This is a genomic window from Fodinibius sp. GM21 (assembly GCF_058386955.1).
Genome location: NZ_JBYEIQ010000002.1, coordinates 462,996 through 478,707 on the forward strand (window position 1 = coordinate 462,996; position 15,712 = coordinate 478,707).

The window sequence follows — 15,712 nt, forward strand, 5'->3', positions numbered from 1 at the left end:
TAATAACATAAAGGGACTTACTTATGATCGGGTGCTCTTTTCCAACTTACATGGTAGTCAAAATTTACGAACGATACTCTCTACCTGCCGAGCGTAGCTTCCGCCGAATAGGTTTGTGTGTACTAAAAGAGGGTATAGGTTATAGATATCCTTTCGCCGGGAAAATCTGGATGAAAGTGGATAGGTTTCTTCATATGCACTATAAAAATTACTTGGAAATCCCCCAAAAAGATGAGTGAAGGCCAGCTCTATTTCACGATGCCCATAATATACTGCGGGATCATAAATGGTGGCCTTGCCATCCTGATCAAAAAAGTAATTGCCGCCCCAGAGATCGCCATGCAATAAGCTGGGCGGTTCATCCGGAAAAATATCCGGCAGTTTTTTATACATAGCTTGAAAGCTGCTGGCAGTATCAGAACCTACCTTTCCACTGTCACTAGCCATTTGTAGCTGCGGTTCCATACGTTCCTGAATAAAGAAGTCAACCCAGCTATTATGGGGGGTGTTAGATTGCGGGAGTCGTCCAATGAAGTTATCGTGATCCAGCCCAAAGGTATCATTGTGGTGTTTATGTAATTGTGCCAATGCCCGACCAAAATCACCGGCTGAATTTGGTTTGGAACGTCCTTGAACGATAAATTCCTGGAGCAAAAATCCTGTGCCTTCTTCCGTTTGGCCTGTCGCGAGAACAGAGGGAATACGCAAGGAGGTATCAGCTGATGTAAGCAGTTGAAGGCCTTTTTCCTCGACATTGAACATGTGAGGGTCGGCTGAGGTATTCCATTTTAAAAAGCAGACCCTATCGCCATCCAAGGTAACTTTGGCGGCCTGATTTATGCTGCCGCCCGAAACGCGCTGCGCTGAAGTTACTGAGTGCTCTATTGCTTGCTGAATATGTTGTTTTACAGAATCGGGGATCATTTTTGAACATGGTTTTCTAATTCATCAAGGAGGTTCTCACAGCTTCTTTTTACAATTTGGAATACATTTTCAAAACCTTCTGGCCCACCGTAATAGGGATCGGGAACTTCCCCGTCACCGGGATTCGGATCGAAATCACGCATGCGACCTACTTTGTTATCCTGATTTCCGTTAGCCATCTGACGCACATTTTTAAGATTTTCGTTGTCCATTGCTAAGATCAGGTCATAATAGTCCAGATCTGAGGCATCAAATTGACGCGCCTTCGAATGCAGCGTTATGCCATGTTTTTGGGCCGTACGCTGGCTTTTACTATTGGCCGATTCCCCCAGATGATACGCCGAGGTGCCGGCCGAATCGACCTCAAAATAGTTTTCAAGTCCGCGCTCATTAATTAGATGCTGGAATATGCCTTCCGCGGTCGGGCTCCGGCAAATATTTCCAAGGCAGACAAAACAAATCTTATAGTGATTTTCTCTGGTTATAGGATTGTTAACAGGTATATCCATATAGCAATTACAATTGAATTGAGATCGGTTATGAAGATAGCAGCATTAAAATAATGGCTGAAGACAATAAAGTATAGCGTAAACATTTGCGGTAATTCTAATTTGCAAATTGTTATCGCAATGCTTTTAATAGGTCGCTAACATGGAAAAATACGCCTCAGAATGTGAATTGATGAGCTAAGACTTGTATCTTTGGGGTTCATTTATTTCGATGAAAATTTATACTAAAACTTAAGCTACTGTAAGGTACAGAAAACCCTTATATTAACAGCTTTACAAAAGCCAATAGAGAAGGTACAACGGCCTTTATGAGTAAACAATTTGACGAAGTAAAAAGACTAAATTTTTCAAAGCTCGAAGTCGAAACCCTTAAGTGGTGGAAGGAGAACAACATCTTTGAGAAAAGTGTATCTACACGCGAAGAAGGTATTCCCTTCACCTTTTATGAAGGGCCGCCAACGGCAAACGGCAAGCCTGGTATTCACCACGTGCTGGCACGTACGGTTAAAGATATGTTCTGCCGTTACAAAACCCTGAAAGGCTTCCGTGTTGATCGGAAAGCCGGGTGGGATACCCATGGATTACCTGTTGAAATTGAGGTTGAAAAAGAGCTTGATCTTGAAGGGCGCGAGCAGGTCGAAGAATATGGCATTGCCAAATATAATGAAAAGTGCCGCAAGAGTGTGTTGAAATACAAAGATCTTTGGGACAAGCTCACTACCCGCATGGCTTATTGGGTAGATCTGGACGATCCCTATATCACTTTTGACAACGATTATATTGAATCAGTTTGGTGGGCTTTTAAGACGCTGCACGAAAAAGGGCTGGTGTACAAGGGGTATAAAATTCAATGGTATTCGCCGGGCAGTGGTACAGTACTGTCATCTCACGAGGTAGCCCAGGGTTATGAGGAAGTTCAGGATCCTTCCATCTTTGTAAAGTTTAAGGTGGAGATGGCCGAGGATGTTTACTTTTTGGCCTGGACGACTACACCATGGACGATTATTTCGAATATGGCATTGGCTGTAAATCCCAATCTCGATTATGCCAAAATTAAGCTCTCTGAAGGCGATCGTACTGAATATTACATCATGGCCAAGGATTGCATCGATGAAGTAATCGACCATGACTATGAAATTGTAGAGGAATACAAAGGCGAAGAGCTGGTTGGATGGACCTACGATCCGGTATTTGATTATGCGCTTGAAGAATTTGATAAGGACGAGGCATGGAGGGTTGTCTCAGCTGATTTTGTGACAACTGAAGAAGGTACCGGTGTTGTGCATACCGCGCCTGCTTTTGGTGTTGATGACTATGAGATGGGACAGAAACACGATGTCCCATTATTTAATCCGATTGATCAGGATGGAAGATTTACCGACCAGGTGCCTGAGTTTGAGGGACAATGGTTTAAGGATGCCGATAAAGGAATTTCTCGTGCTATTAAAGATAAGCACCTTATGTACAAGCATGAGACCTATCTGCACAACTATCCGCATGACTGGCGCAAGGGTACACCGCTGATGCAGTATCCGGTTGAATCGTGGTTTATCCGTACCACGGATGTGAAAGACAAGATGGTCAACTTTAACAAAAAGATTAACTGGAAGCCGCCAAGTACGGGAAGTGGCCGTTTTGGGACGTGGCTCGAAAACAATGTAGATTGGGCCGTTTCGCGTCAGCGCTATTGGGGAACGCCTATTCCTCTGTGGGTGAGCGACAAAAACCCTGAGCATGTTGAAGTTGTCGGAAGTATTGAAGAGCTCAAGAAAAAGGCGGGGCTACCCGATGATGAAGAGCTTGACTTGCATCGTCCCCATATTGATGATATTACATGGGAAGGTCCCAATGGCGGCACAATGCGTCGCATACCCGACCTGATGGATGTTTGGTTTGATTCGGGTTCAATGCCGTTTGCGCAATGGCATTATCCGTTTGAAAACAAAGATAAGTTTAAGGAAAATTTTCCTGCTGACTTTATTGCTGAAGGCGTTGATCAGACACGTGGATGGTTCTACACCCTGCACGCGCTGGGAACAATGCTTTTTGATCAGCCTGCCTATAAAAATGTAGTATCCAACGGACTCGTCTTGGATGAGGATGGCAACAAGATGAGTAAATCCAAAGGCAACACGGTTGAGCCGTTTGAGGTTATTCAGGAGTACGGTGCTGATACGGTACGCTGGTACATGATGAGCAATTCTTCGCCGTGGGAAAATCTGCGGTTCAGTGAAGAAGGGTTACAGGAAACACAGCGCAAGTTCTTTAATACGATTGTAAATACGTACTCGTTCTTTGCGATGTACGCTAACATCGACGGTTTTACCTATTCCGGTTCACAAATACCGGTTAGCGATCGTGTTGAGATGGATCGTTGGATAATCTCTCGTATGAACACTACCGTGAAATTGGTTGATGAATACTTGGATGATTACGAGCCAACCAAAACGGCGCGTACTATCGAAAACTTTGTGGATGAGCTTAGTAACTGGTATGTACGCAGAAATCGCCGTCGTTTTTGGAAAGAGGGTAAAAGTCTGGACAAGCAGGCCGCTTATCAAACACTGTATGAATGTCTGGTAGACTTAGCCAAATTGATTAGCCCTATTGCCCCATTTTTGGGAGAATGGCTGTATCAACGGTTAAATGAAGTGACAGAAGCGGATGAAGAGTCGGTACATATTTCTTTTTATCCTACGGTAGAGGAGACAGCAATTGATAAACAACTCGAGCACCGCATGGAGCTGGCACGACATGTTTCTTCTATGGTGTTAAGCTTGCGCAACAAGCTGGAACTTAATGTTCGTCAGCCGTTGTCACGCATTATTCTGCCGGTCGAGAAAGAAGAGGATCGACAGGCCATTGAATCGGTCAAAGAAATTATATTGGATGAAGTAAATGTTAAAGAAGTCCAGTTTGTGGATGATGATTCCGGAATTGTTCACAAGTCGGCGAAACCCAATTACCCTAAGCTTGGTAGTAAGTTAGGTAGCAAAATGAAGCCGGTGGCATCAAAAGTAGCCGAATTGACTACCGAAGAGATTACTGAATATGAGGAGACCGGATCTATCGAGTTGGATCTGGGTGAACAGGGTATTGTACAGCTTGGTGAGGATAGTCTCGAAATTATCCGTACCGGTTTGGAAGGCTGGTCGGTTGAAACCGAAAAAGGATTAAGTGTAGCACTGGATACCGAACTGACAGAGGAGCTTATTCAAGAAGGGTTGGCTCGAGAGTTTGTCAATCGTATTCAGAATATGCGTAAAGAAGCAGATTTTGATGTAGAAGATCGTATTATTATAGGCTTTGACGGTTCTGAAGAACTTGAGCAAGCTGTAACAGAGATGAAAGATTATATTAAAAGTGAAACTCTGGCAGAAGAAATTTCATCCGAAAAATTGGAAGTATCTGATTTTGTTAAGAGTTGGGAGATTGGCGATAATGAATCAACCATTTCTATAAGAAGAAACCCTAATTAAGAAAGTGAGCTATTATGGAATCATCAAAAAATGACAACAAAGATACAGAGCGCGTTTCCCCTTATTCTGATGAGGAATTGGAATATTTCAAAGAAATTATCCTGAAAAAACGCGAAGAGGCTGAGCGAGAGCTCGAATCCCTTCAAAATGCTCTGCGCGATAGCATGGAAAATGCCAGCGACGAGTCGGCATATTCGTTCCATATGGCTGATGCCGGAACAGATGCCCAGGAGCGTGAAAAAACATACATGCTTTTTAACAGAACGAAGAAATTTATTCGTTACTTGGACGATGCGTTAAAGCGGATCGAAAATAAAACGTACGGTGTTTGCAAAGTAACGGGTAAGAAGATTTCCAAGGGCAGGCTCGAAGCAGTTCCCCATACCCAGCTTAGCATTGATGCAAAACTCAAGCGTAAATAATTATTCCAGTTGGATAGAAGTAAAATAACAGCCTTGTCAGCCCCGGCACTGATCGTGATTTTTTTGGATCAGTTTAGTAAGCATTGGATTCGTCTTAATCCACAGTGGCATTATGCTGACCTTATTCCGGGGTGGCTTACCTTTAACTATACCCAAAACCCGGGTATGGCATTAGGGATGCGCTGGGCATCAACGGAAGTAATCAGCGGCATCGCTATTTTAGCTACAATCGCTATTCTATCATATGTGCTTTATAATAGAGAGGACGCTACCATAGGGTATCTTCTTTGTATGGGACTAATACTTGGCGGAGCTATAGGAAATATTATCGATCGCCTGATTATGGGATATATTGAATCCTACGGCGGCTTGCTCGAAGGGCATGTTATCGACTTTATTCATTTCAATCTAAGGATCAGCGGATACCCCGTTTTCCCATACATTTTCAATGTAGCAGATGTCGCCATCAGTACGGCTATTATTGCCATGCTGGTGTTCCATAAGCGCATCGTGCCTCAAAGCCTATCGGGATCAAAACAGCAAGACCAGTCGAGCGAAGAAAGAAATGCTGATATTCAGCGTCCCATAGAAGGGTAGTTCTCGAAGTATATAAGGACGCTACTGAGGATTCGAAGAATTTAACGGATGCTATTCCTCAGTAACAATACTGTCGATAAAATCAGGACTGTGGGGATCCAACTCATCGAGTTTTAGATCGTGTCCCATCTTATCGCGTTTGGTTTTCAGGTATTTCACATTCTCGGGATATGCACCGACTTCGAGCGGTACGCGTTCAGTCATTTCCAGCCCAAAGCTTTTTAGTCCAACACGCTTAACGGGATTGTTCGTCATTAGGCGCATTTTTGAGATGCCAAGACTGCGCAGAATTTGTGCTCCCACTCCGTAGTCACGGGCATCGGGTTCAAAACCAAGGGCTTCGTTGGCTTCAACGGTATCCAGTCCTTCTTCCTGTAGCTTATAGGCTTTGAGCTTGTTTACTAATCCAATGCCACGGCCTTCCTGATTCATATAAAGAACCACGCCTCGACCTTCTTCTTCAACCTGAAGCAGCGCCTGATGCAGTTGCTCTCCACAATCACAGCGCTTTGACCCAAAAATATCGCCGGTCATACATGAGGAATGCACTCGTACTAAAACAGGGTCGTCTTCATTCCATTCGCCTTTTGCCAAGGCTAGGTGATGATCACCGGTGAGTCGTTCTTGAAATGCATGAAGCTGAAAATCACCGTATATCGTTGGTAGATTTACATCTACTACCTTGCGGACCAGCGACTCATTCTGCATGCGGTAAGAAATCAAGTCCTTAATACTAATCAGTTTCATATCAAACTCATCAGCAATCTCGACCAGGTCAGGCAATCGAGCCATGGCCCCGTTATCTTTCATGATTTCACAAATGATGCCCGCCGGTTGGAGATCTGCCAGTCTGGCTAAATCGATGGCTGCTTCGGTATGTCCGGCGCGACGCAAAACGCCACCCTCGGTGCCAATTAACGGAAATATGTGACCGGGACGCCGGAAATCTCCGGGTTTTGCATCCCTTTTGATCATCTCCATAATAGTGTTTGCTCGATCACTGGCAGAAATTCCGGTAGTCGTAAGTTCTTTATGATCGACGGAAACTGTAAAGGCTGCCTCATCGGGGTCGGCCCCCTCAGTAACCATATAATCAAGATTAAGGGAATACGCCTTCTCACGCGTGATGGGTACACAGATAAGCCCGCGGCCATACTTAGCCATAAGATTAATAGCTTCGGGGGTCACCTTTTCTGCCGCCATGACAAAATCGCCTTCGTTTTCGCGATCTTCGTCGTCGGCTACGATAACCATCCGTCCTTCCTTAATATCTTCGATAGCGTCTTCTATACTATCAAAGTTGATATCTGCACCCATAATATAATTTTGGAGACTTAATTAATCTTGATTGGGGTTTACATCCGAGATGGAACTTTTCTTAAACCGAGCTTTAACGCCCTTATCAATTTCAGCCAAGACGGTGTCTTCATCAACAGTGGTTACCTTGGCAATCATTCCACCGGAAGTTACAATTTTGTCTCCTTTTTCAATGTTATCAACCATTTCTTGAAGCTCTTTCTGACGCTTCGTTTGTGGTCGAATGATAAAAAAGTAGAAGATGGCAAAGATAGCTCCTAAAAAGATGAGACTTGACCAGCCGCCTCCACCGTCAGGAGAGCCCATTAATAATAGTGCGATATTTAACATGAAATAACTTGTTTAATTACTATCAACGTAGTTAAAAGAGTGTACAAAGATAGCATTTTTGGCGGCTTGCTCCAATTTTGTGGAATTACTTAAAGCTTGCCCCTAAAAGAGTGGCTGATGGATTTATGACGCTATTATCATTTCCATCTGATTATAGAAATTGAGGTTAATCCTGATGGAAATTCTTGCCATCTTTCGCATGCTCTTTGAGAATATCCGCCGGTGTAAATCGCGGGCCATGTTCTTGCTCAAATTCCTGCAATCGTTCAACAATGGTATCTGCTCCTTCCCGGTCGATATATCGGAATGGCCCACCCAGGAAAGGAGGAAATCCCAGACCGAGAACGGCACCTAAGTCGCCATCTGTAGGATTGCGCAAGATGTCTTCCTGCAGGCACCAAGCCGCCTCGTTTACCATCGTAAGCGTCATTCGCTGCTGTACCGTTTGTCTGTCCATGGATTTTCGGCCACTGCCTTCAAAATACCGGTAAATATCTTTATTGGGGTTGGTTTTCTTGGTTTTTCCATTTTTCTGCTCGTACATGTAAAAGCCCTTCTTATTCTTCTTGCCCTTATATCCCTCTTCAAAAAGTTCTGTCGGCTTTTTACTGGGATGGACACCGCGCTCAGCAAAAAGGTCACTAAGTACTTCGGTAATATGTGCCGCTACGTCGATTCCCACCTCATCAAATAGGGCTGCCGGTCCAACGGGAAAGCCAAACTGCTTCATATGTTTGTCCAACTCTTTAATGGATATTCCCTCTTCGAGTAGCATAAGCGCCTCATTCATAAAGGGCGCTAAAATTCGAGTCGTATAAAAACCTGGACCATCATTAACGATAATGACATGTTTACCTTGTTGAATCCCTACTTCTCGTGCAGTAGCGGTAACCCAATCAGCTGTTTTATCTGTCGTAATAATTTCTAATAACGGCATTTTGGGGACAGGTGAAAAGTAGTGCATACCCACAACCTGTTCGGGACTGCGTGATGCTTCAGCAATATTACTAATGGGCAGAGAAGAGGTATTAGAGGCAAATATATAATCGTCGGGCGTAACTTTTTCCACTTCTTTTATAATGGATTTCTTGAGGTCCAAGTCCTCAAATACCGCCTCGATGACAAGCCCCACGTTTTCAAAACCGTCGTAGGTGGCCGTGGGTGTCACATGACTAGCAACGCGATCGCGTTCAAATTCAGAGATAATTCTTTTTTTCCGCTTCTTGTCAAGATTATCCCAGATCGATTTTTTGCCTTTGGCAGCCTGTTCTACTTCCTGGTCTTTTAGTAATACGCGATACTCATTGTTGGCGCTTACATCCGCAATACCGGACCCCATAAGACCGGCTCCCAGTACGCCAATTTTATGAATCTCTTTTGCCTTATCCTTATTGGGATTTTTCTTTGCCCCTTGCATGCCGAAAAAGAGGTTGACCATCGCTTCGGATTCGGGCGTTGCTGCCAGCTTACCAAAGTTCTTAGATTCCAGCTGCAAGCCTGCCTGCATGCCGTTTTCGTATCCCTCCTGCACGCAGTCGATAATCTTATCCGGGGCGGGATAGTTGCCCTTACTTTCAGATTTTGCTCGTTTTCGCGCCTGTGAATAAATAATTTTGCGGAGCGGACTCATCCCCTCCATCAGCTGATGGACGTGGCTACGTTTGTCCTCGCGCTCAAATGTTCCGCTGTTAATATTGCTCACCGCTTTTTTAGCGGCTGTAAGCACCGCATCGCGATGCGTAAGCTCATCTACAAGTCCCAGTTTATAGGCCTTCCGCGGATAAATGTTTTTGCCAGTAAGCATGTAGGTAAGTGCATTCTGTATGCCAATCAGGCGTGGCAGCCGCTGTGTTCCTCCACCTCCGGGCAGCAGTCCCAATTGTACTTCCGGCTGACCCATTACCGTATCCGAGTGAGTAGAGGCTACCCGATAATTGCAGGCCATAGCAACTTCTAAGCCTCCACCCAAGCACGATCCGTGAATAGCAGCGACTACTGGTTTAGGATAATTCTCAAGTTGAAGCAGCAACCGGTTTCCCCGTTGACTTAGATCCTCAATTTCTTCAGGGGCCTTCTTGTTTTTGAGCATTTCTACATCAGCACCGGCAATAAAATTATTCTTCTTTCCGCTGACGAGCACGATGCCGTCAATGTCATCGGGATTGGTGTTTTCGAGAAGCTCTTTAACTTCTGAGATCAACTCTTCGGTAAGTTTGTTTACTTTTGAGTCGGGCTGATCCAGCGTTACAACCAAAATGTTGTCTTGCATTTCCGTATTTAAATAACTCATAATGATATACCTGAGTAGTAGTTAAAAGTCTTGATGTTAACCGTCGAAGCGTTCCAGGATGATCGCATGTCCCTGTCCGCCAGCTGCACAAGCTGCAACCAGTGCCAGTTCCCCGTCTTCGTGATGCAGTCGATTAGCTGCCGTAGTTACCAAGCGTGTGCCCGTAGCGCCAAAAGGGTGACCCAATGAAAGGGAACCGCCCCAGCAGTTAAATTTCTCCATCGGGATGTCGCCCACCTTTTTATCACGATCCAGATTTTCTTTGGCAAACGTATCAGAATTAAGTGCTTTAAGAACCGTTAAAATTTGTCCGGCAAAAGCCTCATGAAATTCAAAGACGTCTATATCTGCCAGTCCCAGTCCCATCATATCCAAGACCTGTGGTGTAGCATAGGCAGGACCCAGCAACAGCTCGTCTTCCGGATCTTGCGCTACATACGTATATGCTTTGAGAATGGCTTTGGGTTTTAGGCCACGATCCAGCGCTTCCTCTTTCTCCATGATAAGCGAAGCCGAGGCTCCGTCGGTCAGTGCCGATGAATTGCCTGCCGTAATAGTGCCGTGGGGCTTAATAAATGCGGGAGACAATTTTTGAAGTTTTTCCATCGAGGTATCTTCGCGAAAGGTATTGTCATGCTTTACTGTATCGAAATCAGGGGGCACAGCAGCCGGCAATAGTTCCGGATCAAGCCAGCCTTCGTTCGTGGCTTTGGCTGCAAGCTGATGTGATCGCAGTGCATATTCGTCTTGGGCTTCGCGGCTGATTCCAAATCGAGCCGCCATTTTATCACAACTTTCGCCCATCGTTTCACCCGTTGAAAACTCTGATATAGATGGAATTTCGGGCAGCAGATGAGAAGGACGAAGTCCCTTAAAAAATTTCAGAAAATCTCCGATAGATTTATACTTACGTGCATCTAATAGTTTTTGCCGGAATTTCTTTCGAAAACGGATAGGGATATCACTCATTGTTTCCGTTCCTCCGGCCAGGATAATTTTAGCCTGTCCCGTCCGTATTAGTTCAACGGCACTGGTAATAGCCTGGTTGGATGATATACAAGCCTGTGTTACAGTATGCGCCGGAACGTTATTGGGTATACCGGCCCCGAGTGCCGATTCACGCGCTACATTGCTGGTGTTAACATCCTGAATAACCGTACCCATAATAACCCGGTCAAGGTCATCACCGTTGATGGGGGCGCGGCCAATGAGTCCTTCAATGGCCATACGACCCAAATCGTAAGCCATCAATTTTTTGTACCCGGTACCCGAACGCTGAAAAGGAATGCGTCCGCCATCAACAATTACCGCTTCAAAAGGTGCTTGGTTTTGTGGTTGATCTGCCATAATAAAAATGTTGAAATGAGAACCAACGAATATGTGATTACGACTAAGATGGTTGAATCAAAATCGTAAGTCAAGCATTAACTTAACACTGTTAACCTAATTATAGGTTACTGCCATCAAATGTTCAATAAATTGTTTTGCGAGATAATAGAATATCCGTATATTTGTGCTCTTTCAAATGGGCGCTTAACTCAGCGGTTTAGAGTGCTTCCCTTACAAGGAAGAAGTCGCAGGTTCGAATCCTGCAGCGCCCACTTAAACCCTTGTAGGTCGCTGACTTGCAAGGGTTTTGTTATTTGAGATGTACAATCAATGTAGTTGCCCTTCTTTAAATAATTGACTTGCATACTTTTCCGGAAAGCAATTCTTATGGTGTACACATTGTAGACCTGACCATAAGTCTTAAATGGGATTGAATAGCCATATGATGAGCATGATCAAGAAAGGACTAACGGCGGTAATCAACAGACCTAGAATACGAAAATCGGATTGAGTCAAATATTTAGTAGAATAGATTAATGCATTTGGAGGAGTTGAGATGGGGAGGAGCAGTGCTGTAGAAGCCGAAAATCCCAACGCTAAAACCATGAGTAATACGTAGTCCGGGGACACCAGGATAGCACCAAGTGGAATTAAGATACTGGCTGCTGCTGTATTGCTCATCATATTAGAAGTAAGGCTCATCACGAAGGCCATCATTAATATTGTGGCCAGAGGATTCCCTAATACCGGAATTTTCTCGACCATCCATGTTGCTAGGCCAGAATCGTTAATGGTTATACCCAGCGTAAGGCCGCCTGCTACCAGTATGAGTGTATCCCAGGGAATCCATTTGATTTCTTCGGATTGAATAATGCCAGTGGCCGTAAATATAACGATAGGGATCAGCGAAACTACTGCCACAGGTATATTATGGATGGCAGAAGTCATCCACATTCCTATGGTTATCATAAAGGTGCTGACTACAATTACTCTATTTTCGGTAGTATTTCGATCAGCTAATTCTTGCGGAGCTGGTTCTTCTTTGATGATCAGTTCGATCTGTTGTAGATCGGTCTTGAACTGTTTTTTTAACACAAGCCAAGAGAGAAAAATTAGAAACAGAGCGGTGGGTACGCCCGAAATCATCCAATCAATAAAGGTGAATTCGTAGCCTGCCGATTGCAGAATTCCCAGTGCGATGGCATTGGGAGAGCTTCCGATGACAGTTCCAATACCTCCAGTTGTAGCAGCAGCGGCAATACCCAGCAGCATCGCTTTTACAATTGGTTCCTGTTTTCCGTACTGTTTTACAAATGGCATGACGATTGTCAGCATCATCGCTGCGGTGGCAGTATTTGATATAAACATACTTAATACACCCGTGGTGAGCATGATACCAAGCAACAGGCGATAGGGGGTATTGCCAAACTGACGAATGATCACCTTGGAAAACTTGCGGTCGAACTTCGTTACCTGGGCCCCAAAGGCAAGGATAAAGCCGCCGAGCAGGATCCAAATTACAGGACTGGACCACGTGTTAACATATTTTTCCCAGTCTTGAGAGATTTCAAGAGGTCCGAGACTTTCCAGGAAAAAGACGGCCAGTCCGATTATCAGAAAACTTACGGCAAACGGGGGAATGGCTTCGGAAATCCACAAGGCAGCCGCGACTAATAAGATGAAGAGGGCGTGTTGGACCGAAGGTGCTAGGTCGGGCGGGGTGAAAAAATAAACAACGGCTATACAGCAGAGGATCGTTAGGATAAGCACCGATAAGTTTCTGGTGACCGGCCATTTGAGCTTTTGCATGTAGCGGTGGGCTGCCGATCGGGAATCCGAGAACGAAAATTGCTTTAACCTATTTAAGATCCGGATTTTTTGCATGTCGGATAATCGTTATTACCAGCTAAAAACAAATATGAATCAAGTCTTGATAGTAGAATTTTTTTGTTTTAAAGTAAACGTGGGTTTCTTTTATCATTTTTAGTTGTAAAAATCTAAAATGAAATTTGTTGACAACACGGCAATTATCTGTACCCTGCTGAAATATATTTCGCCGATCTGCTATTGCAATATCAATCTCAAACTGCTTTATTAGAAATCGAAAGGAAATTTTTCGCCCCTTTTTTTCGTTATGTAACAAAAAGAACTAAAGCCTTTTTATTTATGCCTGAGAAGATAGAGAAGTTTGAAGAGATGATCGAAGACCCTACCGCACACCAGCTGAAAGCTTATTATGACGCTAAAGAAAAAGCTTGTGTTGATGCCATGAAATCGACAAAATCTAAAAATCCTCATAATAAAGGTTCAAATCTGGCAGATTTTTGGGATTATGTTTATGATCAATTTTATGAGATACAATAATAGATAAAGTTTATTTTATCATACTTTTCTAAAAGCTTGCAGATAACTCTGCAAGCTTTTTTTATGTCGCATTTCTATTAAGATAATCCAATGATTATAGTGGGTATGTATATTATTTTATAAATTAAATTGTACATTATATGTATGCTGTGAGAAAAAGTTTAAAAATTAATTTGATATGGACATTAAATTTGTAGATCGAGAAAAAATTTATACCTCAAAGAAAAGATCTTCGAAATTTAAGCCTCTGTTGGAAGCACTTGATCAGCTTGAAATTGGTGGCGATGCTATTGAAATAGATTACGAGGATGATAAAAGCGTAAATTCCATGCGAACGGCTGTTTATCAATACAATCAAAAAAAGGGAGTTAAAATTAAGAGCGGCAAGGATTCCAAGAATAAAAAAATTTATTTCTATAGAGAACGATAGTAACGCTGTTCACCGTTATGGGTACTCAACAGTTTTTCAATTCGAATATTCTTTATGGAAGATCTTTCGTCCGTTGATACAAGCCTTATGCAACAAGAGGTGTTAGAGGGATTGGCAAAGCCTCAAAAGCAGTTGCCCAGCAAATATTTTTATGATGAACGTGGGTCAGATCTGTTTGAGAAAATTACCCGCCTCGATGAATATTATCTGACCGATTGTGAAAAAGAGATCCTGCAAAGCAATATTGCGGAGATATCAGATTACATCGGTACGGACGTTATACTGATAGAACTGGGAAGTGGAAGCAGCTACAAGACCCGGTTTTTACTGGAAGAATTGTCAGAACTTTCTACATACATCCCGGTGGATATCTCAGAAGAGTTTCTGCTTAAGACGGTGAACCAGCTGCGAATGGAATATCCAAAAATATCTATCATTCCTGTTTTTGCCGACTACACCTCTCAATTTGAGTTGCCGGTCTCAGAAAATTCGACTCAGAAGCAGGTCGTCTTTTTTCCCGGATCGACGGTAGGCAACTTTGATCCAACCCAAGCCCGAGCCTTTCTGAAAAATGTTGCAGAAATTACAGCCAAAGATTCTGAAATGTTGATCGGGGTAGACCTAAAGAAAGATATTGAGGTGTTGGAAGCAGCCTATAATGATCATCAGGGGATTACCGCTCAGTTCAATAAAAACATATTGAAGCATATTAATGATGAGTTGAATGCCGATTTTAATGTAGACCAGTTTGATCACCATGCTTTTTACCATAAAGAAGAAGGACGTATTGAAATGCACTTGGTATCATCCCAACAACAGACGGTAGCTATTGGTGGTCAAGAATTCACGTTAGCTGAGGGGGAATCGATCCATACCGAAAATTCATATAAGTACAGCCTGCAGGAGTTTGAGGAGCTGGTTGATGATTGGTACTCGGTAGAAAAAGTGTGGACGGATGAAAGGGACTATTTTTCACTGCAATACCTGGTTAAAAAGTAGATGTCATGGAAAAGGTTAAACCCGGGCCCCGACAAGAATCGGTGTGGGACTATCCGCGTCCCCCGAAAGTAGAGGAGTGTGACAAAGAGATTCGAGTTGTATTCAATGGTGCAGAAATTGCCCGTTCATCCCAAACAAAGCGCGTGCTCGAAACCAGCCATCCGCCCGTCTATTATATTCCCCGGCAAGATGTTCGCATGGAGTGTCTTGATCCTATCGGTGGCACGACCTATTGCGAGTGGAAGGGCCGAGCGCAATATTTTGATGTTATTGTCAATGATCAACGTGCAACCAAGGCCGCTTGGTACTATCCCGATCCAACCGATAAGTTCACAGCTATTGCAGGAAATATCGCTTTTTACGCCCACAAGATGGGGTCTTGTTATGTCAATAATGAGCGTGTTGACGCTCAGCAAGGTGGTTTTTATGGCGGCTGGATAACGAGCGATATTGTGGGCCCTTTTAAAGGAAAGCCCGGAAGTGCAGGCTGGTAATCAGTAACCCATGTTGTTATGATTAAATTTTTTAGAAATGATCCTCAAGAAGAGGGACTCTCGGCCGGACTTATAGTGATGATCATCGGTATCTTTTTGATTGTAGGATCATTTATGGTGCAGGTAGCCATGGGATTGTGTCCTGTGCCTTGATGCCCTGATACCGTAGAGCCCAAAAACGGTTTTTGCTGTTTGTTTAATTATTGTAGTATTGTGTGTGTAATATAA

At 43.7% G+C, this 15,712-nt stretch carries 15 protein-coding genes and 1 tRNA gene; 9 read left to right on the forward strand and 7 right to left on the reverse strand.

The window, feature by feature from the left end:
- Positions 1-57: 57 nt before the first annotated feature.
- A complete protein-coding gene (locus ACT3IB_RS05930; protein ID WP_491538086.1) occupies positions 58-924 on the reverse strand; it encodes a fructosamine kinase family protein in 867 nt (288 codons plus the stop codon).
- Positions 921-1,433 carry a low molecular weight protein-tyrosine-phosphatase gene (locus tag ACT3IB_RS05935; RefSeq protein WP_491538087.1) on the reverse strand — a complete coding sequence of 171 codons (513 nt, stop codon included), beginning with the start codon at positions 1,431-1,433 and terminating at the stop codon, positions 921-923. The genes ACT3IB_RS05930 and ACT3IB_RS05935 overlap by 4 nt, the downstream gene beginning before the upstream one ends.
- A gap of 308 nt (positions 1,434-1,741) precedes the next feature.
- Between ACT3IB_RS05935 and ileS the strand changes: the two genes are divergently transcribed.
- The 3 genes from ileS to ACT3IB_RS05950 are packed head-to-tail and all read left to right on the forward strand — an operon-like array spanning position 1,742 to position 5,931.
- Complete coding sequence (gene ileS / locus ACT3IB_RS05940; RefSeq protein WP_491538088.1) at positions 1,742-4,912, forward strand: isoleucine--tRNA ligase; 3,171 nt, start codon at positions 1,742-1,744, stop codon at positions 4,910-4,912.
- 14 nt (positions 4,913-4,926) lie between these two features.
- Positions 4,927-5,334, forward strand: a complete 408-nt coding sequence (locus tag ACT3IB_RS05945; RefSeq protein WP_491538089.1) for a TraR/DksA family transcriptional regulator — start codon at positions 4,927-4,929, stop codon at positions 5,332-5,334.
- Positions 5,335-5,343: 9 nt separating this feature from the next.
- Positions 5,344-5,931, forward strand: coding sequence for a signal peptidase II (locus ACT3IB_RS05950; RefSeq protein ID WP_491538090.1), 588 nt, complete (start codon positions 5,344-5,346; stop codon positions 5,929-5,931).
- A gap of 51 nt (positions 5,932-5,982) precedes the next feature.
- Here ACT3IB_RS05950 and ACT3IB_RS05955 read toward each other — a convergent pair whose 3' ends face one another.
- The 4 genes from ACT3IB_RS05955 to ACT3IB_RS05970 form a co-directional block, all read right to left on the reverse strand.
- Complete coding sequence (locus ACT3IB_RS05955) at positions 5,983-7,248, reverse strand: bifunctional 3,4-dihydroxy-2-butanone-4-phosphate synthase/GTP cyclohydrolase II (RefSeq protein ID WP_491538091.1); 1,266 nt, start codon at positions 7,246-7,248, stop codon at positions 5,983-5,985.
- Between the two features lie 21 nt (positions 7,249-7,269).
- Entirely contained in the window at positions 7,270-7,578 is a 309-nt protein-coding gene (gene yajC / locus ACT3IB_RS05960; protein ID WP_095605846.1) for a preprotein translocase subunit YajC, read from the reverse strand.
- 166 nt (positions 7,579-7,744) lie between these two features.
- Positions 7,745-9,868 carry a 3-hydroxyacyl-CoA dehydrogenase NAD-binding domain-containing protein gene (locus ACT3IB_RS05965; RefSeq protein WP_491538092.1) on the reverse strand — a complete coding sequence of 708 codons (2,124 nt, stop codon included), beginning with the start codon at positions 9,866-9,868 and terminating at the stop codon, positions 7,745-7,747.
- 36 nt (positions 9,869-9,904) lie between these two features.
- Positions 9,905-11,215: an acetyl-CoA C-acyltransferase gene (locus ACT3IB_RS05970; protein WP_491538093.1), complete on the reverse strand. Its 1,311-nt coding sequence runs from the start codon at positions 11,213-11,215 to the stop codon at positions 9,905-9,907.
- 180 nt (positions 11,216-11,395) lie between these two features.
- On the opposite strand from ACT3IB_RS05970, the gene ACT3IB_RS05975 reads away from it, so the two are divergent.
- A tRNA-Val gene (locus ACT3IB_RS05975) sits at positions 11,396-11,469 on the forward strand.
- 148 nt (positions 11,470-11,617) lie between these two features.
- Here ACT3IB_RS05975 and ACT3IB_RS05980 read toward each other — a convergent pair.
- Positions 11,618-13,006, reverse strand: coding sequence for an SLC13 family permease (locus tag ACT3IB_RS05980; RefSeq protein WP_491538094.1), 1,389 nt, complete (start codon positions 13,004-13,006; stop codon positions 11,618-11,620).
- 357 nt (positions 13,007-13,363) lie between these two features.
- On the opposite strand from ACT3IB_RS05980, the gene ACT3IB_RS05985 reads away from it, so the two are divergent.
- The 5 genes from ACT3IB_RS05985 to ACT3IB_RS06005 all read left to right on the forward strand — a co-directional run bounded on the left by ACT3IB_RS05985 (position 13,364) and on the right by ACT3IB_RS06005 (position 15,637).
- Positions 13,364-13,561, forward strand: a complete 198-nt coding sequence (locus ACT3IB_RS05985) for a hypothetical protein (protein ID WP_441001354.1) — start codon at positions 13,364-13,366, stop codon at positions 13,559-13,561.
- A gap of 178 nt (positions 13,562-13,739) precedes the next feature.
- The gene (locus ACT3IB_RS05990) at positions 13,740-13,991 is read left to right on the forward strand and encodes a hypothetical protein (RefSeq protein ID WP_491538095.1); all 252 of its coding nucleotides are present in this window, start codon (positions 13,740-13,742) and stop codon (positions 13,989-13,991) included.
- A gap of 54 nt (positions 13,992-14,045) precedes the next feature.
- Positions 14,046-14,990, forward strand: coding sequence for an L-histidine N(alpha)-methyltransferase (gene egtD, locus ACT3IB_RS05995; RefSeq protein WP_491538096.1), 945 nt, complete (start codon positions 14,046-14,048; stop codon positions 14,988-14,990).
- A gap of 5 nt (positions 14,991-14,995) precedes the next feature.
- A complete protein-coding gene (locus tag ACT3IB_RS06000; RefSeq protein ID WP_491538097.1) occupies positions 14,996-15,484 on the forward strand; it encodes a DUF427 domain-containing protein in 489 nt (162 codons plus the stop codon).
- Between the two features lie 18 nt (positions 15,485-15,502).
- Positions 15,503-15,637: a hypothetical protein gene (locus tag ACT3IB_RS06005; RefSeq protein WP_491538098.1), complete on the forward strand. Its 135-nt coding sequence runs from the start codon at positions 15,503-15,505 to the stop codon at positions 15,635-15,637.
- Positions 15,638-15,712 lie beyond the last annotated feature (75 nt).